Raw genomic sequence first — 22,693 nt, 5'->3', positions numbered from 1 at the left:
CCTCCGCTTAGACGGAGATCTATTTTTTTACTTGCTTTATTTTTTAGTAAGGCTGCCATTTCGTTCTAAAACAGGGACTTCAATATCTACCGTGTTTGGATATTTAACTCCAAGCCCTGTATTTAAAGCAACAACCGTTTCGTTTTCTTTAATCCACCCTTCTTCTCGCAAACGGCGTGCAGCTAAAAATGTTGCAGCACCTTCCGGACAAATGAACGAACCTTCAAGCTGTGCAACTTTTTTTTGTTCCTCCGCAATCTTATCTTCGTCCACCGCAATCGCACATCCATTTGTATTGTAGACTGCTTCTAAAACTAAGAAGTCCCCGATTGCTTTTGGTACGTTGATACCAAAAGCAATGGTTGAAGAATCCGGCCAAAATTCAGATTCTTGTTTTCTTTCATTCCATGCTTTGACAATAGGTGCACAGTTTTCAGCTTGTACCGCAACTAAACGAGGAAGATCACCTGTAATCCAGCCAAGCTCTTTTAATTCATTTAGCGCTTTATAGATGCCGATTAAACCAACGCCTCCTCCTGTTGGATATAAAATCACGTCAGGAAGATTCCAAGAAAACTGTTCAGCAACTTCTAGGCCCATTGTTTTTTTGCCTTCGATTCGGTACGGCTCTTTAAGCGTAGAAGCGTCATAAAGACCCCAGGCTTTAATAGCCTCACCGACAATTTTACCCGCATCGCTGATGAGTCCATCTACTAAGTAAAGGTCAGCTCCAGCGACAGCACACTCATTTCGTGTAATAACAGGCGCATCTTTTGGCATCACAACAGTTGCTTTTATGTCAGCGCGTGACGAATAAAGCGACCAAGCGGCTCCGGCATTCCCATTTGTAGGCATCGCTAGCTGTTCAACGCCCAGTTCTTTTGCTTTTGACACCCCTACAGCGGCGCCTCTAGCTTTAAATGATCCCGTTGGAATAATACCCTCATCTTTCATATATAAGTTTGGAATGTCCATTTCTTTACCCAGCTTAGGCATTTTTATAAGCGGAGTCATCCCTTCTCCTAAGGAAACGACGTTTTCTGGATCTTCTACTGGAAGCAATTCATGATATCTCCATAGATTCGGTTCTCTGCTTTGGACATCTCTCGGACTTAGATTGTCTTTCAATCTCTCTAAATCATACGCTACTAATAAAGGTGAGCCACATTCACATAATTGATGTTTTTCTTTTGGACTATATTCTTTTTTACATTTAGGACAATATAAGTGAGAAACATAACTAAACGGCATCATACACACTCCTTTAAATTCTGTAAACATACTACTCTATATACATTATAATTTATATTATTTTTATCAGAATTGTAAGGTATGTTTTACCCATAATTTTTCGAATATTAATAAAAAGCATAAAAACCCCTGTTATATTAGGGTTTTTATGCTTCTTTCCACTTTGTTTATATTACTTTTTTAGATTTTTCCCCTAGTGATTTTAAATAAAGACGTGCAGAATAAACAAAAATCATACTTTAATTATAGGAATAATCACTTTATGATTTTCAGCAAATTCACTTGTATTAGGAAGCAATAACTCCCCTTCGGATTTCAACACCGAAACCTTTACTATACTAGGAACACTTTCATACACAAAAGCAGCATTATCTTTCCCCATCATTAACTCATCTGCGCATATGAACTTCTAATAGTTCTCTCCCTGTTCCTAAACAGATTTATTCACACTTTCTTTCTTAAAGATTCCTATTAACAGCGTAACAAGTCCTATTAAAAAGAAAAACGGAAACAATAACATCATTAATGCAACTCCTGCAAAACCTTCTTTCTGGCTAATCGCAAACAAAATTGAAACGGCCCAGGAAAAGAACGGAGCTATAATCAATATGGTTGTTGTTCCCCACACTATATATTTTCTTTTAGCTGATTTTCCTTGGCTTAGTCCGCTTGCAAACATCAGACCTAATACTAAAACAAGTAATGCAACTCCAATTGCCATTTCATCACCGCCTTTAGCAGCTATTTTATTTCTGACTTTAGAGAGTTTTCTTTTTTGCCTCTTGGACGGAAATGAATACACTTGTAATAACGAGTAAGATCAAACCTTCTCCGATAATCATCAAACCTTTTATTTGAACGTCTAGCGCATCAAACCCTCTTATTTTATCAAAAGAGTAAAGAAGTAAACATAAACCGAACAACACCGTAACAAAGGAAATAACAAGGGCAACTATTCTTTTGTTACATATGATACTTACAAAAAGTAGTATCACAAACATTATACTGATGGCCATACAATTAGTAAGAATAAAAGACATACACATCCCCTTACACAAATACCTTTTTATAACATTTCAACATATTAAACTAGTTAATTGGATATGAACGGAGTTTTACCTATGTAAGATGGATTGTGTATGTGTTCAATCATAAACCTGGCTATATCACAAGAAGCTATGTTAAAGCCCGGCATATCAAATGTATCTTCCTTTATTGCCTGGGATTTTCGGTGCTCTTTAACAAAAGGAAGACGTACAAGCGTCCAATCAAGCCTGCTTGTTTGAAGAAGCTGCAGTTCTTTTCTTTTATCCCTCATCATTTCAGAGTACAGAATACGAAATGCCATAGCTCCTATTTTATTAAGAACGGATTTTTTATCTCCGTCTATATCTAAAGATCCTCCAGTTACCCCAATATACCTTTTTATTTCGAGCTCTTTCATAGTCTGGATAACTAATGCTGTAATTTCGCTATATAAAGGCACCGCTTTGTTAGGCTGACCAAATGTATTGATAACAGCCTGGCATCCTCTTAGTAAAGAAAGAATATCATCTCGATTTCTAGCATCTCCTTGAATTAAAGTTATATTTTGGCCGTCAAATAACGGTTTTGGCAGAGTTCTAACTAGCATACGAACGTGATAACCTTTTTCTAAAGCTGATTTCGCCAAGAATTTACCTGTCCTTCCAGTTCCTCCAATAATTGCAATTGTGTTTTTTATATCTATCATTCCCTTCATATACATAGTAACAGAGCTTAGTTAATAACCACATTATACCATTTTTGCATTTAAGGAATGAGATAAACTCTTTTAATCTTATCAATCTTTCATTTAAAATCCTTTTAAAAAAGGAGCCCTAACTCTGGATAGTAAAAGATTTTTATGTTTCAGCACTTATTCTTACTCAAACCTAAACCCAATTCCACCGTCTACAATAATGTTTTGACCCGTAACAAAAGAAGCGTCATCAGAAAGAAGCCATTTCACTGCTTTTGCCGCTTCAAGCGGCTCACCAATTCTTCCCAGCGCGTTTAGCTTTTGATAGGATTCATTGAGCTTTGCTTTTTCACCTTCAGACAGATTTGAAAACTTTTCTTCTAACATAGGCGTACGAAATGCACCTGGGCACAAAGAGTTAATTCTTATATGTTGATGGCCATATTCTTGAGCAACTGACTTCGTTAAAGCGATCACACCGCTTTTCCCAGCCGCATATACGCCAGTCCCCGCTGAGCATAAAATAGCGTCCATTGATGATGTATTCACAATAGCACCGCTGTTTTGTTTGGTCATTACCTGCAGCTGATATTTCATGCAAAGCCATACACTTTTTAACGTAACGTTGATCAAATGGTCAAAGTCTTCTTCTTTGAATTCATGCGTAGCACTAGATGAAGCTTCAGTGTTAGCCGCATTGTTAAAGCCCACATCAATTTTTCCAAACGTAGAGTATGTTTGGCTAACAAGGTTTTTAACATCTTGACTATTCGTTACATCGGTTTTGATAAAAAGAGATCGAGGAGACCACTTTCTTAATATAGAAAGAGCTTCTTCTCCTTTTTCACTATTTCTAGAGGCAATCACAACATGCATGCCCTCTTTTGCGAGTAATTCCGCTGTTGCTAAGCCAATCCCCGACGTTCCACCCGTAATAATACCTACTTTTTCTTCAAACATATCTTTCTCCCCTTTTGCGTTCAATAAGATCCCAACAAATTAAATTGAGTAACACTAGCCATAGAAGTTATTCAGCTTTGGGTAGATTAATCCCTGCTTTAAAACACTAAAAAGAGACTGGGGCAAAAGGAGATTAGACGAAGTGAAAAATGAGTCATTGATCAATACTTTTGATTCGTGGTTCGTTTTTTTATGGTAAACATAGGTTTCATGTGTGTAGGTTTTTCTAGCAGTTGATTGGAGGGCAAGGCGAAGACTCCTGCGGGAAAAGCGGAACAGGTGAGACCCCGCAGGAGTGTAAGCGACGAGGAGGCTCAGCGGCCGCCCGCGGAAAGCGAAGCCTTGCACGGAAATCAACTGCGATGTAACGAGCGCGGTTCAGCTCATGCATACTAGTTGTTGTTTTTAGATTGAATTCATATCTCGTTACGTCTCAACCTCTTTTGATTAGGTACTAATCTGATGTTGAGAAACTGATAAAGTAGATTTTCGATTCCATAAATAGAAGGCATATCCGCTTAAAAATAGAAGCAGCGCGTAATTAACAAGTAAAGAATCGTTAGCGTCAACAGGGCTTGTAAACTGAAGAAAATTATTTAAGCCGTGGAATGCAATCGTAATTCCAATTGATTCACCGTTAACAATCAGCAAAGCGAGTACCAATCCAATAACAAATGCAAATAAAATTTGAAAGATTGTATCTCCTATCGATTGACCGCTTAGCGCATTTAAACTGTGGGTAAAAGCAAAAAGGAATGATGAACAAAGAACCGCTACCTTATAGCTTTTTGATAACAGCAGATTAAGGATAAACCCTCTAAACACCATCTCTTCTACAAATGCTATAACTAGAGTTTGGGTAAGCAAAATAAGAACAAGATCAGCAATGGAACTTCCGTGTACACCTTTGTTCCCAATGAGGATAATAAGCAAATACAAAAGAAGCGGAGAAAGAAACAGGATTCTCGTTCTAAACGACATGTTTTGTTGAAAGGAGAAAAAATGCAGCCACTTTTTTGTTTTTGTTAGATAAAATGCTATTCCAATCGCCAAAGGGACGATTCCTAAATACTGAAGATAATGTGTAGTAGGATGCGTCATGCTCACGTATGCACCGTTTACAACAAACCAAAAGATAACTAAGATTTCTAGGCCAATAACTTTCCACAAAAGCTTTGACTTGATCATCACTACACCACCTCTGCTTTAGGTTTCATTGATAACCTAGACTATTCGTTTTAAGGATTTTATATGTTTTCACCCTTTTATCATTTGAGCTCAAAGACCATGTGAGACAGCGCTTCTTCCTTTTAAAATAAGAAGGTAGTTCCTTACTTTTTTACTGTGACTACATAAGATATAAAAGTATACAAAATCCTGCCCACGTGACATAATCACTGAACTCCATTTTTTTGCCGCTTCTAACAAGTACACTAAGCGCCCAATTGGAAACACTTCCTTCAGGAGTTTTTTGTATATACCTACTGGCTAAAGCGTATGCTCCCACTCGAAATAAGTAATAGCTTATTAAACATAAAAAAGATATGGTCATAAAATTTAAATTTAACTCTTTCACCTGGTACACCTCATCGTTTTTGTGCTATTTCATAGGGTGGCTTACGCTACTTACCCTTTTATCCTTGTTCATAAAAATCTTTTTTGACTTCTTTCAAAAGTTTTAAAATACCTTTATAAAAACAAGCAATTAGCATTCCAGCGATGTTGGTCACCATCGTGATTGTAAGATTGCCGATAATCAGGCTAAGTAAAGTACCAAGAAACATGATGCCTATTCCGATATAAAAACCTGGGTGAAGCAGTTCATCGTCGTCTTCTTTTTCTTCTTCCCGAATATTTATTCTGCTTTGTAATGCAGCATCACTTTTAATAAATTCATCAATGGTTGTTCCATAGATGTCCCCTAACGTTAAAAGATGTTGGATCCCAGGATAGCTCTGATTATTTTCCCACTTATGTATGTTTTGTACAGATACACCCACTTGCTTAGCAGCTTCTTCTTGAGACATCTTTTGTTCTTCTCTTAATTTTTCTAGCTGATTTCCTAACCTCAACTCATTCACCTCTATAACTATGGCAGCGTGTAAACAAAATTTGCCTGCACTACGTTTTCTCGTTTTCTACAATTCTAACATATTGTGGTAAAAAAGAAAGAAACAGTTAATGAGTCATATACAAAAAATCTAAAACGACAGTAATAAAAATAGTGAGAATTCTCATGTGTAAAAAATGAAAGAATGCACTTTTATCTTCATCCTTTTATTGTTTATACTAAATAGTGGATTGTACGAACGCAGAAATAAAAAAGGAGGCAAAATAACGATGGAAATGCTGCTTATTTATATATTTGTTATTGCTCTTATTGGACTCATTATTTGGAGAAAGATGAAAAAGAAAAATAAGCCCATTAAAAAGAATGGACTTGGTATATTAGCACCTATTTTTTTCATATTGATTGCATTTTCCCTTAGTCTAAGTCAGCTGATGCACATACCGGGCCAGCCCTTTCACTTACCTCCCTACTGGGAAATGCTGATTGCTGGTGTATTAGGTGTTATATTTGGGCTTATTATGCTTAGCCAAACAGACTATGAAGTAAGAGAAGACGGCTTCATTTACTCAAAGCCAAATAAAAATTTTAAATATGTAATTATTGCTATTATTTTCATAAGAATGGCTTTGAGCCAGTACTTTAAAGGGTTGGATTCGATAGACTTCGCGGTCTTAACAATGACGCTAGCCTTTATATATATTGTTATTTGGAGAGTTGGCAGCTATCTAAAATTTCGTAAATTAAACGGTGATCATTACAGCGTAAACGCTGGGTAATCATCAATATGAATGGTCCTTCTTTCTGCTTGGAAAGAAGGATTTTTTGTCATGGGGAGTAAAAGTCCCGCCTGTTGTGTAAGACAATACATATGTTGTATAATGCAATATGTGTTTTTTATAACGGTAGTCTATATATAAAAATAAAACAGATTAAATTAAAACTGTACCTGATCACCCGCTGTTTAATTTACAGGTAGATTATGAAAGGAATTACACTATGACATTTATCAATTCTGTAACCGGCCCAGTCAACGCGTCAGAACTAGGGCTAACGTTAATTCATGAACATATGCGCGTTCGTTCTGAATCTGTTCACGCACAGTTTCCTCATTTATATGATGAGAAACAAGAAATCGCAAAAGCAGTCGAACAAGTTAATCGCGCGAAGAAGCTCGGAGTCAAAACCATCTGTGATCCTACGGTAATGGAACAAGGGCGCGATATTCGCTTTATTGAAAAAATTGCCCGTGAAACGGACACTCAGATCATCGCAGCTACAGGAATTTATACGTATAACTACATCCCTACCCACTTTCAAACTCGTAGCATTGACTATATGGCAGACCTGTTTGTTCGAGATATTGAAGTCGGCATTCAAAACACGTCAATCAAAGCAGGCTTTCTAAAATGCGCTACAGATGCACCTGGCGTAACGGCCGATGTAGAAAAAGTAATGCGTGCCGTGGCACGAGCTCATAAAAAAACGGGCGTGCCGATTATGACCCATTCACATCCTGCAAGCGGCACAGGCTTAAAGCAGCTTGATATCTTACTGGATGAAGGTGCTAACCCAAGTCAAATTCTGATTGGACATACGGGAGATACGGATAACCTTGAATATATTTCAAATATTTTAAATCAAGGGGCTTTTATTGGAATGGACCGCTACGGTTTGACAAGAGAATGTTCAACTGAAAATAGAAATAACACGGTCATTGAGTTAGCCAAACAAGGATACTCAAACCGCATGTTTCTATCACAAGACTACTGCTGTACAATGGACTGGTTTCCAGAAGGCGTAATTGAAGAACGTTTTCCAAAATGGTCAATGAGCTTTGTGTTAGAAGAAGTCGTGCCGGAGTTAAAAAGAAAAGGCGTAACCGAACAGCAGATTCAGCACATGCTTTTTGATAACGCCCGCTGTTGGTTTGAAGGAAAGGAATAAAGATAGTCTTTTTCATTACTACTAAAACCCCCACTGTCTAAACATACAGCGGGGGTTTTTACACGTATTATTTTATATGCTTACATTAACCAGTTTTTCTTAATAGCTTTTGTTTTTCTTGACTCTTTTTCACCATAAAGTGTACACCACACAGGCATAATCCAACGGCTATTCCTACTGTCAAGTTTGTAAATACCGTTAACAAAAAGGTAGTGAGTAAAACCAGCGAATGAAATGATCTTTCTTTTATCACTTTCGCAAACTGTTCTTTTTTACTTATATTCCATGCTACGACCATCAAAACTGGCGCGAGGCTGGCAAGCGCAACGTATGAAGCGTACGGAGCGAGCACTAGCAGCACAATCAACACAAAGATAGCGTGCGTGATACCTGCAATTGGAGATGAAGCGCCGTTTTTAATATTGGTAACCGTTCTTGCAATCTCTCCTGCCGCGGGAATACCTGAAAACATCGGCGTTACCATGTTTACGATTCCCTGGCCAATCAGTTCTTTTTTGCTGCTGTGCTTTGATTTTGTCATTTCATCTGCAACGCGAGCTGTCAGTAAAGACTGTAACCCTACAAGTATAGCAATCACAAATGCAGAAGGTAAAAGAGTGACCACCCTCTCCACTGTTATATCTGGAAACGCTGGCGCCGGGAAATGACGAGGTATCTCTCCGTAAATGGAACCAATGGTTTCAAACTGATTTGCAAAGAAAAAAGATGCCAAGCCCGTTGATACAATAATGCCAAGTAAATAGGATATTCCCAGCGACTTAGGCGAAAAGTAAAGAACAATTAAAATCGTAGCTAAGCACAATCCTGCTGTAGCGATACTATAGATGTTGATGAAGTGTAAATTACTAAAGATCTCTTTTATATTCAAATGAAAAAACTGAAATTTGTCAATCGCGTGCAGTCCAAGGAAGTTTGGTATCTGCCCGCTAAAGATAATCAGCGCGATTCCCGACTGAAATCCTATAATAATAGAGGACGGAAAATACTTGATTAAAGCTCCTACTTTACATAGCGCAAAGATAATGAGGAGAATTCCGGACATAAAGCCGGCAATTAATAAGTTTTCATAGCCATATTGCAACACAATCCCTAACAAAACAGGAACAAACGCACCGGTAGGTCCCGCAATTTGAAACCTACATCCACCTAAAATAGCAATTAGCAATCCCGCTACAATCGTTGTATAAAGTCCTGTAACAGGCGATATTCCAGAAGCTATCGCAAATCCTAATCCCAAGGGTATGGCTATAATACCAACAACAATACCCGATAGTATATCTTTCTTCAAATGCTGCAAGGAGTAATTTCGAAAAACCTCTAGATTCATAAGTGTACATCAGCCTCCATTTTAAGTAGTGAGGTTACCCATTCGTATTTTCGTCATACAACCTTATTGAGCTTTCTCAAAATAAGGTGGGCTACTCGATTACTTCTATCTTAAAGGAGACAACTTACAAAAAAATAAAGGAGAAATTAGAAATTTCTTAGACAGTTATTAAAATTTTCTTAAAAATTCTTACTTTTTATTCTTTTAGTTATTTTTTAGATGAACTGTGTTTCTTAGTTATAAATAAAGCAAGATAACTAGACACTATAGAAACAATAGAATGGATGTGGACAGGCTATACTTAGTTGGAGAAAATCTTTAAGCTCAAGTAGATGACAGGCTTACCTCCATTAGTTTAATTATATTAAACTTGAATACTAAAAAAGTTGTCTCCTTTAGTGCTGACATACCATAAAACAAATTACCGGAAACCTAAAAAAACAGAGGCTTTGAATTACAATTCAAAGCCTCTGTTTTTAACTAATAAGATATATAATACCAATTTCTTTGTAACTTTTTTATTTCTTCAAACTTCAGACCAAAATCGCCCGATGAAGGTTTACGGTTGTTTGGGCCATAAACAATACCTGAGAAATGACCTAAGAGCCCAGAGTTTGTAAAGAAAAGTACGGAGATTGCCTTTCCTTTGGTTTCTACTGCGACATCATCTCGACCTCTAGATACGCTCACATACTCTTTCTGCAGATCAATTAGTGATGGGAGGTCGGGTTGATTGGGTAAAAAATGGAACGACGGATAGTTGGCTTCATTGGGTTCCAGAACACCTTTTTGTATTTTAGCTGCCACTTCTTCTCTCTTCTGCTGATGGAGTTTAAAGTTTATGTCTAAATTAAGCTGCTCAAACGGAATGAAGAACCACAGCACAACGGTTATCACTTGAATGACTAAAGGCAGCCACTTTCTACTGCTAAAAAGATAAATTCCTGTCCACAGCGTTAGTAGTAAAAAGAAAGGAATGACAAAGAATAACCATATATATGGACTTACGTATTTCCCTATCCGATCATCTAAATCCCATTGAAACAGTGACAATAAAAAAACAAGTAAACTACTACATAACGATAAAATTAAGGTTAAATGACGCTTCACACATTTCCCTCTCTCTGAAATAATTCTTTTTTAACCTTCATTCTTTATAATTCGTTATTTACTATAGTTCTATGAATCCGCTTTAAGAATTCTCTTATTATTCTAGAAAGACCATTATTAGCGTTATAAAAGTAGCCAAAAGAATAAGTTTTGTAATGCGGAGGAGCAAAGTTAACGACTACATATTGATCACTTCTAGATAAGCCGGCATCTGTTTTAAATGCGTAGTCAAATCCTATATTTATTGCCGTATTATTTTCCAATGTATTACGAATTGTATCTACATTATTGGTAGTAAACAAGATATCAAATGGTAATGAACTAAAACCTTTCATAAATTCCTGAATATATTTATCGTTATATAAAACAATTGGCTGGTTGAGCAACATCTCTTCAGTAATGAGTGTTTGTTTGGCTAATGGGGACTTCTTATTTACTGCAGCTACCATATGGCCATCTAATAACTTTTTAAATACCAAGTTCCGATACTTTGTTTCTTCTTTTTCTGTATAAGTAATAAAACCTACATCTACCTCCCCCTCTAGAACTTTATCTATAATATACTCGGTGCTATTTTCATAGACAGAAGCCTTTATGTTCGGATATTCTCTTTTAATTTCTGTTATTAAGTGAACGAGAATCTCCATTGGTCCTGGGTAGGTTGCAATCTTTATTTCACCATTCATTGTATTTGTATACGCTTCTGCTTCATCCATAAATTCTTGAATTTTCAATAAAGCAGAATTGGCCTTTTCAATTAACCTATGACCTTCTTCAGTTGGAATAGATCCTCTTCTAGAACGATGAAAAATCATTATATTTAGTTCTTTCTCTAAATTTTTTATAGATTGGCTTAGTGCAGGTAACGTAATATGCAGATTATTAGCTGCTTCTTTTAGTGAACCCGTTTTATCTATTTCCACCATATGTTTTAACTGTTCAATATTCATAATGCCCTCTTTTTCTTTTAGTTAAGTATTACTTAACAATCGTTAATATTAACTAAATTTACCATAAGCATATCTGATTGTATACTTATAGGTATAGTAAAAGAAATGACACAAGGAGATGTAGTATATGAAGGCGCTAAGATGGCATAATCAAAAAGATATTCGTCTTGAAGAAATAAATGAACCGGTTGTGCAGGCTGGTCAGGTAAAAATGAAAGTTAAATGGTGTGGAATTTGCGGTAGTGATTTGCATGAATACTTAGGCGGTCCCATCTTTATTCCAGTTGATAGACCGCACCCTCTCACTAATGAGGTTGCTCCAGTGACGCTTGGACATGAATTCTCAGGTGAAGTAGTAGAGATTGGAGAAGGTGTAACTCGTTATAAAGTGGGTGATCGTGTGGTAGTTGAGCCAATCTTTGCTACACATGGACACCAAGGTGCTTATAACCTAGATGAACAAATGGGATTCTTAGGTTTAGCCGGAGGCGGTGGAGGTCTTAGTGAATATGTTGCTGTAGACGAAGAACTTTTATTCAAACTTCCAGATGATTTATCTTATGAACAAGGTGCTCTAGTAGAACCAGCGGCAGTAGCTCTTTATGCAGTACGTTCAAGCAAAGTGAAAGCAGGAGACAAAGTTGCTGTATTTGGATGTGGCCCCATTGGACTTCTTGTCATTGAAGCGTTGAAAGCAGCAGGTGCAACCGATATTTATGCAGTTGAATTATCTCCAGAAAGACAAGCGAAAGCAGAAGAATTGGGAGCAATCATCATCAATCCTGCTGAAGTTGAAGATACGGTAGCTGAAATTGGTAGATTAACTGACGGTGGCGTAGATGTATCTTTTGAAGTAACAGGCGTACCTATTGTATTACGTCAAGCAATCCAATCTACAGGAATTGGTGGAGAAACTATTATCGTTAGCATATGGGAAAAAGGAGCAGAAATTCTACCAAATGATATTGTAATTAAAGAACGAACTGTTAAAGGAATCATTGGCTATCGTAACGTGTTCCCAGCGGTATTATCTCTTATGCAAAAAGGATACTTCTCAGCCGAAAAGTTAGTAACGAAAAAGATAGCTCTAGACGATGTAATTGAAGAAGGGTTCGAAAGCCTGATTAAGGAAAAAAACCAAGTTAAAATTTTGGTTGAATTAGAACAGCAATAATAAGGATTTCTCTAGGCCACTGATAGTAATTAGTGGCTTTTCAGCTCTTTAATAGGATTCAGCCGAGATGTGTGCAGAGTTCCATCAACATAATTTGACAGTGTAGAAGAATTAACGAGTGAACTCCAGGACTATCCCCGTTGATTTAATTACATTCGAATCCATGGGATGCTTAGTTACATGAATTTCATAGATTACAGACTTTAACACCTAAAAAAGTTGTTTCATCTAATACTAACATATCAATAGGTTAGTTCATGAGGACTAGACAGATATAAAATACGCCACCTTTTCCAACAAAATAAAGAACTAGGGGCCATTCCGTAAATAACTTAGCTATGAAACTTTTTATTTTCTTTGTTCTTTTGATGCTCTACAAAAAATGAGACTGGGACTGCACCAATACCTATACCTATTGAAATAAACAGCGCCTGGTTTAACTGAAGACTCGTATTTCCTGCTGCTTTACTATAAATCATAAAACATACGAAGCTTAAAAAGCCTATAGCTAAAGGAATGAGCGCGTGCTTGTACCATTTCATTCTAGTAGCCTCCTCTCTTTTTCAACCCGCCTAGCTTGATAGTGGCAGCATTTTTTAGATTGAGAGATGCACTCAACATTATGTATCAATCATCTTTTATAAAAAATGACTTCCTAAAATAAAGCTGGCTAAAAGAACGATTACAGCTACTCCTCTCAATATATAACTTTGACTGTCACTCAAAGGTTTCCCCCTTCTTTCACTTATAACAAGGTGAATGTAAAAAAGATAGAAAGAGAAAAGAAATCCCATGCCTGCTGTCATAGCTATGACCATTTCCAAATTATCACATCTCCTTTTTCTTCCTTTTCCTTCTTTTCTTCTTGTTAAACAAGTTTAGCCAAATAGTCAGCAGCGCTTCTCGAGAACATACGAATCCACTTGAAATCATATAAAAATAAAAAAAAACAGGATTTCTCCTGCTTTTTTGCATATGTAATTCCTCTTCTCTATGTCAACTCAGCGCTTTTAGCGAGCATAAAAGCAGAGATAATAAACAACACAATAAATAAAGAAGCGGCATGTAACAGTAAAAAAAGAAATTTTTGACCGCCTTTAATGAAGAGCGAATAAATCATTCCTAGGATTGTTACTAAGATTAAAAGTGCTGCTGCTATTTTAATTACTATAGCAAAGACATTCCCCGCAAATACAATTGATGGAATAAAAGATGCTACAATAATGATATACAAAATCAGTGTAGCAATAAAAGCGGTTTTTGATACGTTTGAAGCATGTTTAAACGAATTCCCCATATAATCTCCTTTCTCGTTTTAAAACTGCATCTTTTACTATAATACATGTGTATAGAGGACACAATTAACTTTTGTAAAAGTGCTTATCACTTAAGCTTGATCACCAATGACATCCGTTATATTTTTGAGATCTTGTTTGCTTAGTTTATTAAATGTTGTGGCTGTTTTTTTGTTTGAATTATTTGTTGATAAATAGCCTTAAGGAACGCTTTGTAGTCTTTACTTCAAAATCAATTCATACTAAAATTCTCTCTTCCGATAGATAGACAGCGCAATAAAGTAAGAAGCAATATACATTACCATCCCCAAAAGAGTATATAAGATAGGAACATACAAAGAAGAAGCGATTGGTAAGCTGGATGCTTCTAATATTTGAACTAGATACCCAACAACTCCCTGTAAAGCAATTGCAACGAAAAGGCCGCCCATGCCCCCTCCAAGTACTATTCCGTCAGATTTCTCTGCTCCGAATACGTAAAGAAGCGGATAAGCAAGTGCACCAGCGAAAAGTACGATAAATGTACCAAACGAAACGATATTTACTATATCCTCTACTGCACTCTTGGATATAAGCGAATACATTGAAAAAACACCATAGGATAGAATGGTTCCGCTGACGACAATTAAAAAGTAAAAAATATAGTGGCTTTGCACCACATTTTTTCGACTAATCGGAAGAGTAAGCACGTACTTGTCATAGCCGGTCTTACTTTCTAATTTGATTACTTCAAGCGCTGGCATTGCCATTAATAAAATAATTAACATCGCTATAATACGGTAAAATGAAGGATCCGCAAAATAAAAGATGACCCCAGAAATAACTATGGCGAGCGCTGTGTAAGTCAAAAAGCTTCGGTGAATGAGGTAGTAGTTCGTTAACAATAGACCTCTCATTTACGTTTCACTCCTCGTTAAAAGCACGCTTAGTTCTTCCATCGACATCGGTTCAGTTATAGTTTCATCTGGCAGCTGATGCTTATCTGATACTAATACACGGACAGACGTATCATACGTTCTTTTTGCCACTACTACATCTTCAGGAAGGACGTTCAACTGTTCTTCATTCATAACGGCAATTGCATACTCCTGAAAAACTTTCTCTTTTTCTTCATTTAATAAAACCTCACCGTTTTTAATCACAACAAGGCGGCTCGCTATTTTTTCGACGTCGCTCATAATGTGAGACGAAAGCAAAATTCCGCTGCTGCCATCGCTGACAAATGCTTTTAATTCATCTAGTATTTGCTCTCTAGACGAAGGATCCAGTCCTCCTGTCGCTTCATCTAACAGCAATAATTTAGCACGGTGAGACAGCGCTACAGCTAGAGATAATTTCATCGACATGCCGTGTGAAAACGTATGTATTTTTTTATCTTCCGGCAATGAAAAAGAATGAATCAACCGGTGAAAATCAGCTTCTTCCCAAGAATTAAATAGTTTCTTAAAAACGTTGTTTAACTGTTTTATCGTTAAAGAAACCGGCAGATTAATCGCATCAAACACGACGCCAATATCTTCTTTAATCGTCGCATCTGTATTCAAATTGTCTTCACCAAATATTTCGACAGTACCGCTATCTCTCGAAATTAATCCTAGTACTGCTTTAAACGTCGTAGATTTCCCTGCTCCGTTATCACCGATAAATCCCACAATCGATCCAGGAGGTACATGAAAGGAAACATCTTTTAAAACCTCATTTTGGCCAAACGATTTTGCCATGTTTCTAACTTCTAAAAGATTTGTCATTTGCTCACTTCACTTTCTCTATTAGTAGAGTTAGGTGTAGTCATAGAAAGTAACTGATTTAGTCATTTTGACGGCACATATAATCACCTTTTATTTACAAAAATGACTATTTAATACCAATTATAGCTAGTAAACTATAAAAAGTCGATGATAACATAAAGGTTTGCTGCCTCTTCATTTGTTTTTGATGACCGTAATATGTATGACAACATCTGCCTGTACTATTCTTGCCTGACCTATTTAGCGAAATCACAAATAAAAAAAAGGATCTGCTATAAAAGATCCTTTTTTCTTCACTATAATTGATAACGCTGCTTTTTTTCTTTTTCACGTAATACGTAGTCGGTTATAAAACCAAGAATAAGTCCAAGGGCTACCGGTATTAAACCGCCTTTTGCTTCCATTTGAAAATTTTCCGGTTCATTTACATAAATCCATTGAACTGAAAGCAACGAAATATGAAATGTATTTCCCATAAAAAACAGAAGTGCTATGGTACCAATTGTTACGCCGAATGAAATGATATATTTTTTCATAATGCTCCCTCCTTTCACTAAAAGGCTGCTCCTAACAGAGCAACCTTTTAATCTCTTTATTTTGCTTCAAGCGCTACTTTTTCTTGAAAAACCTTCTTTAATACAAAAGACTGAAAAATCATAAACAAACTGCCCGTCATCCAGTATAAAACAAGACCAGACGGTGAAAATATTCCAAATGAAAGCACCATGAGGGGCGAAAGAATTTGAGATAACACTGCGTGCGATTGATTCATTCCTTCTACATCACTTTGCATAACTTTTGACTGTAAGTACGTAGCCACTGCCGCCGCGATTGGAAGAATAAAATACGGATCTGCATGTCCTAAGTCAAGCCATAAAAAAGATGATGCGCTAATTTCATCTATTCGTCTAATCGCGTAGTACACGATTGAAAAGACAGGAAGCTGAACAAGTAAAGGAAGGCATCCCATAAGAGGATTGGCTCCATTTTCTTTAAGCAGTTTCATCATTTCACGCTGATATTGCTGCTGACTCTCAGGATCCTTATCTTTGTACTTCTCTTTTAGCTCTTGAAGCTGAGGCTGTATACGTTTATTGCTCAGCTGATTTTTATATTGAAGAATGTTCAAAGGCGCCAGCAGCATACGTACGCCAACCGTCACAAGCATAATTGAAAAACCAATACTTTGGTGAAGCCACGTATTTCCTATAAACAAAATGAGCAGTGAAAAAGGATAAATAAAATAGTGATCAAAAAAGTGAGTGTGCGAACTTTGAATCACGTTTGATGAATCACAGCCGGCAAGTAGAAAAATGGAAACAAAAATAAAGAAAAACTTCTTTTTATGTTTTAACATTTATATTCCTCCAGTATTTTTTTAGTTAAACGAAAAAAATACTGGCGAATGCGGACCTTCATCATCTTGTTCACCTATTGCTTCTTGTCTGTGAACAGAATATATAAATTTAAATTTGTAATACACGCAGCATATGAGATCCTGAGCGCGTAAAAGATTCACGTTTTGTATAAGATACATATCCTTTTGCTGCAGACAAACATGCTTATGTATTGTTTGAAATGTAGCTAGTTTAATAGCAGCATGCACAAAGAATGCCGTCATAATCGCAAATGATAAATACAGAAAAGCATCCGGTATAAACAATTCCATTTATTCACATCCTTGTGGATTATTGTATCACATTTTCCTTAATTTAGGTTAAATGTTTTATGAAGCAGATTTACTCTAAGATAGCCCGCGAAACCGATTTCCTTATAGGAGTCAAAAAATAAGTTTCTTTTTGTAGCTGTCATTATACGGTTGATGAAATGACGTATAGACAATATACCGGCACACATATAATTCTAAAAATTTCTACTTTTATTAGTAAAAAGGATATTATTCCTTTTTATGGTATAATCAAAAATATCATTCATAGGGAGTGAATCTGTTGGAAACTAATACAAAACCTCAAGTAAACACCAACTCTATTGTTTCTCTAACTCTAGGTATCCTGTCCATTTTTATTCCAATCATCGGGTTTATTACAGGTATTATCGGCATTATCCTCTACAAAAAAGCTTCAAACGAAATAGCTGCTTCCAATCAAGGCGGTAAAGGACTCGCAATTGCAGGATTGATTTGCAGTATAGTAGGCGTAATTTCTCAGCTGTTCTTTGTATTAGGGATTATTACGTTTATGTTTGGCGGAACGACGGTGGACTATGAATAAAACAGGTCAATTAAAACATGTAGAAAAATCGGGGTGTAGATAGGATTATTGAATTTTCTATGCGAAAGAATAAAAGCTTGATTTTCGACTATCCGAAGATCAAGCTTTTGAAATTCAAACGTTAACTATGACAGATTGTTACTATACCTATAGCTTTTCATGTAAATTGCAAAGGAGAATAAAAAATTAAACCTATCGTTGAATCCAGAATAAAAGAAATAGTAATTGTTTTACTTACTTTACTACTAGTAATCTCTGTGTTGCTTAACTGTTCTAGCTATTTTAATAGTACAGAGATACAAACTTTGACCTCAAAATGTTATGATAACGGCGGAGAAGCCATAGTAGAGATACATAATCCAATTACCAATGACTATTCTTTTGAATGTAAATAATTGAGTTAAAAAACAGCTGTTCACTTAACAAGCTTACTTAAAAGAGGGCTAACGATTTAGCCCTCTTTTATACGTTAAAATATAGCTGCATGAAGTCAATGACAAAGGAGTTATTTATGAAACATGTCATATTAGGTATCTGCGTCTTTGTATATGCAGTACTATTAGAATATCTAAAATATAACTATGGTCTTAACCTTATAGGAAAGGTGCTAATACTGTCCGTTTTAACTGGAGCTACGTATAAAATTATCGAGAAAATATATAAAAACCGAGAAACTACCTCAAAGAATTAAAAAACCTATAACCGCTCTAGATATAAAACAAACGCTGACAAATGGATGTCAGCGTTTGTTTTACTTGTTTTTATGAAGTGAATTATTTGCTCATAAAAGCAACAGACCTTAAAGTCTCACGATCTATACTCTATTGCTGATTACCATGTAAGGTGTTTGTAGCCATTAAATCCTTACGTCTATAAATACTCAACACAATTCCAATTAAGAAAGCATTTAACAAGATCGGCATCAATCCATAGCTAATAAAGGGCAGTGACATGTTTGTCATAGGAAAGAATCCAACAATCATTCCTACGTTCCCAACTAGCTGTACAGTATAGACCATTACAACTCCTGCTAGTAAAAGCTTGCTGTACGTATCGTTTAGATTTCGGGCAATAAACATAATTCTCAGAGCAACTAAACAAAGAACCACAATAAGAATTGCTGCAAATAACCATCCGTAATAATACGTAAAACTTAAGAAGACGAAGTTAGTATGAGCCTCAGGGATAAATTGATCCGCAAATGAATGCTTGCCAAACCACCCTGCACCCACAAATAGATGATGTATTTCTAAGAGTCCAAATTTAGATGTTAAATATTCAGCGTTATAGGGATTTAAAAATGAAAGAACTCTATACTTCTGATAATAAGCAACGGTCATCCATCCAATTATGCCCCAAGCAGCGACTAACGCAAAGCCAGTTCCTAGGACAATGGCTATTTTCTTTTTATTTAGCTTACTCCACCAGATCATCGTAAACGTCATGGTTACATATATAAAGAGCGTTGTAAGGCTAAATTGTAAAAAGAAATACGATGACAGAATGAACAAAAGAATAAATTTCCACATTTTAAAGCGATCGCTTTGAAAGAACCCTCCCCATGCCATAAGGAAAAAAGGAATGGCCATTAAACCTTCCATTTTTAAAGGCCCTAACTTAAAAACAGCTTGACCGTCTACGACGGTGTTAAAATGCCTTGTGAGGAACAATAAGAGTGCAGTACCTAATAAATAGAACATCCATCCTTTATTGGCCATCTTTCTATAGTCTATCAACATCATGCCAAGAGCTAAAATTCCACCCAAAACCACAAAGATAGCCTTATACATAGGAAAATGATTACCACTCATATACCCTTGAGACAATAGTGGCAAAAACCCTAAAAGTAGAGTGGCTACAAATAAAATTAAGGTCATCCAGTCTACTTTCGGTCGATGAATACGGTTAAGACTTTGACCAATGCTGATGGGGTTTCCCATTTGATTAACGGCCTTGGCTTCTGCTTGGTCTTCGCTTATCCCTTTTTGCAGCCAATAGCTTTTTACTTCGTTTAAATGATGATGCAATTCCGCAGAAACAAATGCCTTGGCTTCTTTTGATTTTATTTGTGCCTTCACTTGTTCCAAGAATGAATTTCTTTGTTCACTCATATCCTTCTTCACCCCTCAAATATTTCTTTAAAACTCATTTGATTAGATAATGGCTGCTCTTCCACTTTTTTAAGTAGCCTGCAGCCCTTTTTATTTAATTGATAAAACTTAGCTCCGTCTTCTTGCCAACTGCTCGTCAATATACCTTTTAGCTCTAGTCGATGCAGGATGACATATAAAGCCCCTTCGTTTTCTTTAAAGTTTAAAATTCCTCGGCTTTGCAGTAAGCTGACTAACTCATAGCCCGTTTTCTCCTGCACAAGCAGCTGCATCATAGCAATCAGAATTTGTTCGTCGCTATGAGTCTCTTGCTTTATTTTTTCGTGAATGCTTTTCTTATGGTTTTCTGTAAATTTCAGCTGAGCAAACACTTCACGATTCATTGTTTTTCTAAGATTTTTAAGACGTTTATCCATGACTCATTCCTCCAGCATTTCTTTTAAAAGTGATTTTGCACGCCTCAGTCTTGTTTTTACTGTATTCGTTCCGGTTTTGGTTACGAGCGCAATGTCTTTAATTAACAATTCTTCATAGTAAAAGAGGTAAATCACTTCTTTATATTTGGTAGGCAGCTTCATAACAGCTGACATCAGCTCGTGGTCTTCTTCGTGTTGAATAACAGCTTCCTCTATGTTTTCTTTTTCACTTATATGATTTGGAAAATAGTCTGTCGCCGGTATAATGTTTTTGTTGTACCAGCTTTTTAAAAAGTCTTTACAGTGGTTAATTGCGATTTGCCATAACCACGTCCGAAACTTGGATCTACCGCTGTACTTGTAAAGGTTTTTATAGCATTTAATAAAAATCTCCTGCGTCAAATCCTCTGCAACGGCTACGCTGTTTACATATGAGTAAGCAAGCTGCAAGATTTCTTGTCCATATCTATCCATGATTTCATCTATAACTAATTCTTTGTCTTGTACGTGTATCCATTCTAGGGTTAGTTCTTTCACTTCTGCCTCTCCTTTCTTGTTCTTAGACGAAGCTTGTTGTCAAAAGGTTTTTATATTTTCATTTTTATTTTCTGGATAATTGCATGTACATAAAAAAAGATTCTCTACACGAGAACCTTTCGCTGTACCTCTTATGTATGTGTTATGAAAAAAGATTGCCTATGAAGATAATAAATCCTGTTACTAGAATTAACCCAGCACTAATTACCACCGTTAGAATACTCCTTAGAGCTGATGCCCAATTGTTTATTCCAAAGAACCCTGAAATGCCGACGAAAAATAGAATTATTGCTAAACAAAAATTTATATTAAATAACGCTGGGTGATTAAAAGCGATGAAAAAGAACACAACGCACAGTACCGCACACATAAATGACCAAAAGTTGATAATTCGTGCCACTTCAATTAAACTTCCTTTCCCTTTAAACTTTACATATTTAAAATCCTCTTAAATCATTTATTCCAAATCTGTTTTTAAACACTTCCAGAAAAAATCACAAACTTCGGTTTGAATAAACTGCTTCTTCAAACTGCACAATAAATATTCTAGTTCAAATTCCTGATAAAAAATTTTAGTCACATACATTTTTAATTCTTCTAGCGTAGGTGGTTCTGACGCATATAGTTTATCTAACGAAAGGTTAAATTGAGAGAACAGCTGATCATTTTGATACCATTCGAAAATTTCTTCACCTTTTATTCGGCAGCTAAACACACCTAGTATTTTTAAGAATGCCTTCACTTGATTTTCTTCAAATTCATGATCAATCGCAAACATAAAAAAAGGGTGTTCCTCTGCGTTAATCATGTGCTTAATGAGACTCATTTGATATTTTAATAGCTTTACTTCTTTTACGACGTCCAACTTCTTCCCATCTTTCTTTAAAAAATGATACTACTATACCCTGTGGATTTTACCATAATATAGTAGCGTTAATAAACCATTTATAGGATATGACTTTGTAGTTAATGGAATAATAAGGTATATTATTATAAATAGGAATAATTTCATAAATTGAAAGCGAGGATACATATGGGCCTATTAATAATTGCTGCTATTATCACGTTATCTGTGATTTTAGATTACTTTATCTTTGACTATGACGATAAGCACTGGGGCTGGCTCAAAAAAGCTTCTAAACCAGTTAGAAGAAGTGTTATTGGGTGTTACTTGCTTATGTCATTTGTTATTTATTTTGGTTTGAGTCTTCCGTATATTAAGCCTTTTTTATAAATATTAGTCTACCTAAACTGGTTAGCCTATAACTCTTACCCAAAAGTTACAGGCTAACCAACTCACTTAACCACCACTACAAATTGTTTATCTTCAAATGTAAACATCTCCCCTAATTCGTAGATATACTTCTTTTTATCTAATTTATAATGCTTTCCCAAATAAAGCGTTTTTAAGTTAATACTCGTATCTAGACTGGAATCTTTTTCTTCCGCTTCATCACCATCTAAGCAAGAATATAATTCAATGTGACAGCCCTCTATAAGGTATTCCTCAATATAAGTAAACAACTCTCTTATTGATTTAGAATGTACATCGCAAGATAATTCGTAGATATAGGGCAAGGTGAATGCGTGCTTTATATCGCTGTACCCGTCAGTTAAGTAATGGATACTAATACCGTACGCATCTTCTTCTTTTTCATAGATTGTAATCAGCTTATCTTTCTTTTGATTTCGATTAAAGGAAGAAACTTCGGATAAAGGCACCAGCTTTTCTTTTATGCCAAAGCTTCCTGTCGGTAATACATAAGGAGAACCTATATAGTGATGCACAGTCATATTCGCCACTTCTCTTTCTTTTTGCTTATGTAA

27 protein-coding genes are annotated in these 22,693 nt (G+C 36.0%); 6 read left to right on the top strand and 21 right to left on the bottom strand.

The window, feature by feature from the left end:
• Positions 1-36 precede the first annotated feature (36 nt).
• The 4 genes from AC2YJL_RS07030 to AC2YJL_RS07015 form a co-directional block, all read right to left on the bottom strand.
• The gene (locus AC2YJL_RS07030) at positions 37-1,251 is read right to left on the bottom strand and encodes a threonine synthase (protein ID WP_487374729.1); all 1,215 of its coding nucleotides are present in this window, start codon (positions 1,249-1,251) and stop codon (positions 37-39) included.
• Between the two features lie 430 nt (positions 1,252-1,681).
• Positions 1,682-1,972: a hypothetical protein gene (locus AC2YJL_RS07025; RefSeq protein WP_195696386.1), complete on the bottom strand. Its 291-nt coding sequence runs from the start codon at positions 1,970-1,972 to the stop codon at positions 1,682-1,684.
• 372 nt (positions 1,973-2,344) lie between these two features.
• Positions 2,345-2,983, bottom strand: coding sequence for an NAD(P)-dependent oxidoreductase (locus AC2YJL_RS07020; protein WP_369383376.1), 639 nt, complete (start codon positions 2,981-2,983; stop codon positions 2,345-2,347).
• A 171-nt stretch (positions 2,984-3,154) separates the two neighbouring features.
• Complete coding sequence (locus AC2YJL_RS07015) at positions 3,155-3,931, bottom strand: SDR family NAD(P)-dependent oxidoreductase (protein ID WP_369361213.1); 777 nt, start codon at positions 3,929-3,931, stop codon at positions 3,155-3,157.
• 233 nt (positions 3,932-4,164) lie between these two features.
• On the opposite strand from AC2YJL_RS07015, the gene AC2YJL_RS07010 reads away from it, so the two are divergent.
• A complete protein-coding gene (locus AC2YJL_RS07010) occupies positions 4,165-4,299 on the top strand; it encodes a hypothetical protein (protein WP_255219768.1) in 135 nt (44 codons plus the stop codon).
• A 79-nt stretch (positions 4,300-4,378) separates the two neighbouring features.
• Here the strand turns inward: AC2YJL_RS07010 and AC2YJL_RS07005 are convergent, their stop codons facing one another.
• Both AC2YJL_RS07005 and AC2YJL_RS07000 read right to left on the bottom strand, forming a co-directional pair.
• Positions 4,379-5,119 (bottom strand): CPBP family intramembrane glutamic endopeptidase, encoded by a 741-nt coding sequence (locus tag AC2YJL_RS07005; RefSeq protein WP_369361214.1) that lies wholly within the window; start codon positions 5,117-5,119, stop codon positions 4,379-4,381.
• Between the two features lie 446 nt (positions 5,120-5,565).
• Positions 5,566-6,012, bottom strand: a complete 447-nt coding sequence (locus AC2YJL_RS07000; protein WP_244658436.1) for a helix-turn-helix domain-containing protein — start codon at positions 6,010-6,012, stop codon at positions 5,566-5,568.
• 259 nt (positions 6,013-6,271) lie between these two features.
• Between AC2YJL_RS07000 and AC2YJL_RS06995 the strand changes: the two genes are divergently transcribed.
• Together AC2YJL_RS06995 and AC2YJL_RS06990 are read left to right on the top strand one after the other, a co-directional pair.
• Positions 6,272-6,778, top strand: coding sequence for a CcdC protein domain-containing protein (locus AC2YJL_RS06995; RefSeq protein ID WP_176543638.1), 507 nt, complete (start codon positions 6,272-6,274; stop codon positions 6,776-6,778).
• 220 nt (positions 6,779-6,998) lie between these two features.
• A complete protein-coding gene (locus AC2YJL_RS06990; protein ID WP_195696383.1) occupies positions 6,999-7,946 on the top strand; it encodes a phosphotriesterase family protein in 948 nt (315 codons plus the stop codon).
• A gap of 85 nt (positions 7,947-8,031) precedes the next feature.
• On the opposite strand, the gene AC2YJL_RS06985 is transcribed toward AC2YJL_RS06990, so the two are convergent.
• From AC2YJL_RS06985 to AC2YJL_RS06975, 3 genes are all read right to left on the bottom strand, one after another.
• Positions 8,032-9,294 carry a SulP family inorganic anion transporter gene (locus AC2YJL_RS06985; RefSeq protein WP_369361215.1) on the bottom strand — a complete coding sequence of 421 codons (1,263 nt, stop codon included), beginning with the start codon at positions 9,292-9,294 and terminating at the stop codon, positions 8,032-8,034.
• 480 nt (positions 9,295-9,774) lie between these two features.
• Positions 9,775-10,404, bottom strand: a complete 630-nt coding sequence (locus AC2YJL_RS06980) for a hypothetical protein (RefSeq protein WP_369361216.1) — start codon at positions 10,402-10,404, stop codon at positions 9,775-9,777.
• A 44-nt stretch (positions 10,405-10,448) separates the two neighbouring features.
• Complete coding sequence (locus AC2YJL_RS06975) at positions 10,449-11,354, bottom strand: LysR family transcriptional regulator (RefSeq protein ID WP_028409434.1); 906 nt, start codon at positions 11,352-11,354, stop codon at positions 10,449-10,451.
• A 127-nt stretch (positions 11,355-11,481) separates the two neighbouring features.
• On the opposite strand from AC2YJL_RS06975, the gene AC2YJL_RS06970 reads away from it, so the two are divergent.
• Positions 11,482-12,528, top strand: coding sequence for a 2,3-butanediol dehydrogenase (locus AC2YJL_RS06970; protein WP_251568574.1), 1,047 nt, complete (start codon positions 11,482-11,484; stop codon positions 12,526-12,528).
• A 332-nt stretch (positions 12,529-12,860) separates the two neighbouring features.
• Here the strand turns inward: AC2YJL_RS06970 and AC2YJL_RS06965 are convergent, their stop codons facing one another.
• The 7 genes from AC2YJL_RS06965 to AC2YJL_RS06935 all read right to left on the bottom strand — a co-directional run bounded on the left by AC2YJL_RS06965 (position 12,861) and on the right by AC2YJL_RS06935 (position 17,240).
• Positions 12,861-13,070, bottom strand: a complete 210-nt coding sequence (locus AC2YJL_RS06965; RefSeq protein ID WP_230933148.1) for a hypothetical protein — start codon at positions 13,068-13,070, stop codon at positions 12,861-12,863.
• A gap of 449 nt (positions 13,071-13,519) precedes the next feature.
• Positions 13,520-13,825: a hypothetical protein gene (locus AC2YJL_RS06960; RefSeq protein ID WP_195696378.1), complete on the bottom strand. Its 306-nt coding sequence runs from the start codon at positions 13,823-13,825 to the stop codon at positions 13,520-13,522.
• 240 nt (positions 13,826-14,065) lie between these two features.
• Entirely contained in the window at positions 14,066-14,719 is a 654-nt protein-coding gene (locus tag AC2YJL_RS06955; RefSeq protein WP_251568571.1) for an ABC-2 transporter permease, read from the bottom strand.
• Positions 14,720-15,571 (bottom strand): ABC transporter ATP-binding protein, encoded by an 852-nt coding sequence (locus AC2YJL_RS06950; protein WP_251568570.1) that lies wholly within the window; start codon positions 15,569-15,571, stop codon positions 14,720-14,722.
• A 296-nt stretch (positions 15,572-15,867) separates the two neighbouring features.
• On the bottom strand, positions 15,868-16,107 hold the full coding sequence (locus AC2YJL_RS06945) for a hypothetical protein (RefSeq protein WP_230933152.1): 240 nt from the start codon (positions 16,105-16,107) through the stop codon (positions 15,868-15,870).
• A 56-nt stretch (positions 16,108-16,163) separates the two neighbouring features.
• Positions 16,164-16,928: a membrane protein insertase YidC gene (gene yidC, locus AC2YJL_RS06940; protein ID WP_050689483.1), complete on the bottom strand. Its 765-nt coding sequence runs from the start codon at positions 16,926-16,928 to the stop codon at positions 16,164-16,166.
• A gap of 21 nt (positions 16,929-16,949) precedes the next feature.
• A complete protein-coding gene (locus AC2YJL_RS06935) occupies positions 16,950-17,240 on the bottom strand; it encodes a hypothetical protein (RefSeq protein ID WP_028409443.1) in 291 nt (96 codons plus the stop codon).
• A 280-nt stretch (positions 17,241-17,520) separates the two neighbouring features.
• Here AC2YJL_RS06935 and AC2YJL_RS06930 point away from each other — a divergent pair, with 280 nt between their 5' ends.
• Entirely contained in the window at positions 17,521-17,802 is a 282-nt protein-coding gene (locus AC2YJL_RS06930; RefSeq protein ID WP_050689481.1) for a DUF4190 domain-containing protein, read from the top strand.
• 821 nt (positions 17,803-18,623) lie between these two features.
• Here the strand turns inward: AC2YJL_RS06930 and AC2YJL_RS06925 are convergent.
• The 4 genes from AC2YJL_RS06925 to AC2YJL_RS06910 form a co-directional block, all read right to left on the bottom strand.
• Positions 18,624-19,913, bottom strand: coding sequence for an FtsW/RodA/SpoVE family cell cycle protein (locus AC2YJL_RS06925; protein WP_369361217.1), 1,290 nt, complete (start codon positions 19,911-19,913; stop codon positions 18,624-18,626).
• An 8-nt stretch (positions 19,914-19,921) separates the two neighbouring features.
• On the bottom strand, positions 19,922-20,329 hold the full coding sequence (locus tag AC2YJL_RS06920) for a PadR family transcriptional regulator (RefSeq protein WP_369361218.1): 408 nt from the start codon (positions 20,327-20,329) through the stop codon (positions 19,922-19,924).
• Between the two features lie 3 nt (positions 20,330-20,332).
• Complete coding sequence (locus AC2YJL_RS06915) at positions 20,333-20,866, bottom strand: sigma-70 family RNA polymerase sigma factor (protein ID WP_230933157.1); 534 nt, start codon at positions 20,864-20,866, stop codon at positions 20,333-20,335.
• Between the two features lie 457 nt (positions 20,867-21,323).
• Positions 21,324-21,731 carry a DUF1878 family protein gene (locus tag AC2YJL_RS06910; protein ID WP_369361219.1) on the bottom strand — a complete coding sequence of 136 codons (408 nt, stop codon included), beginning with the start codon at positions 21,729-21,731 and terminating at the stop codon, positions 21,324-21,326.
• Positions 21,732-21,899: 168 nt separating this feature from the next.
• Between AC2YJL_RS06910 and AC2YJL_RS06905 the strand changes: the two genes are divergently transcribed.
• Entirely contained in the window at positions 21,900-22,100 is a 201-nt protein-coding gene (locus AC2YJL_RS06905; RefSeq protein ID WP_034650223.1) for a hypothetical protein, read from the top strand.
• Positions 22,101-22,162: 62 nt separating this feature from the next.
• Here the strand turns inward: AC2YJL_RS06905 and AC2YJL_RS06900 are convergent, their stop codons facing one another.
• Positions 22,163-22,660, bottom strand: coding sequence for a hypothetical protein (locus AC2YJL_RS06900; protein ID WP_369361220.1), 498 nt, complete (start codon positions 22,658-22,660; stop codon positions 22,163-22,165).
• Positions 22,661-22,693: the final 33 nt, after the last annotated feature.

The sequence above is a fragment of the Priestia sp. SRI_019 genome (genome assembly GCF_057586255.1).
This window is presented reverse-complemented; position numbering and strand designations above follow the sequence as displayed.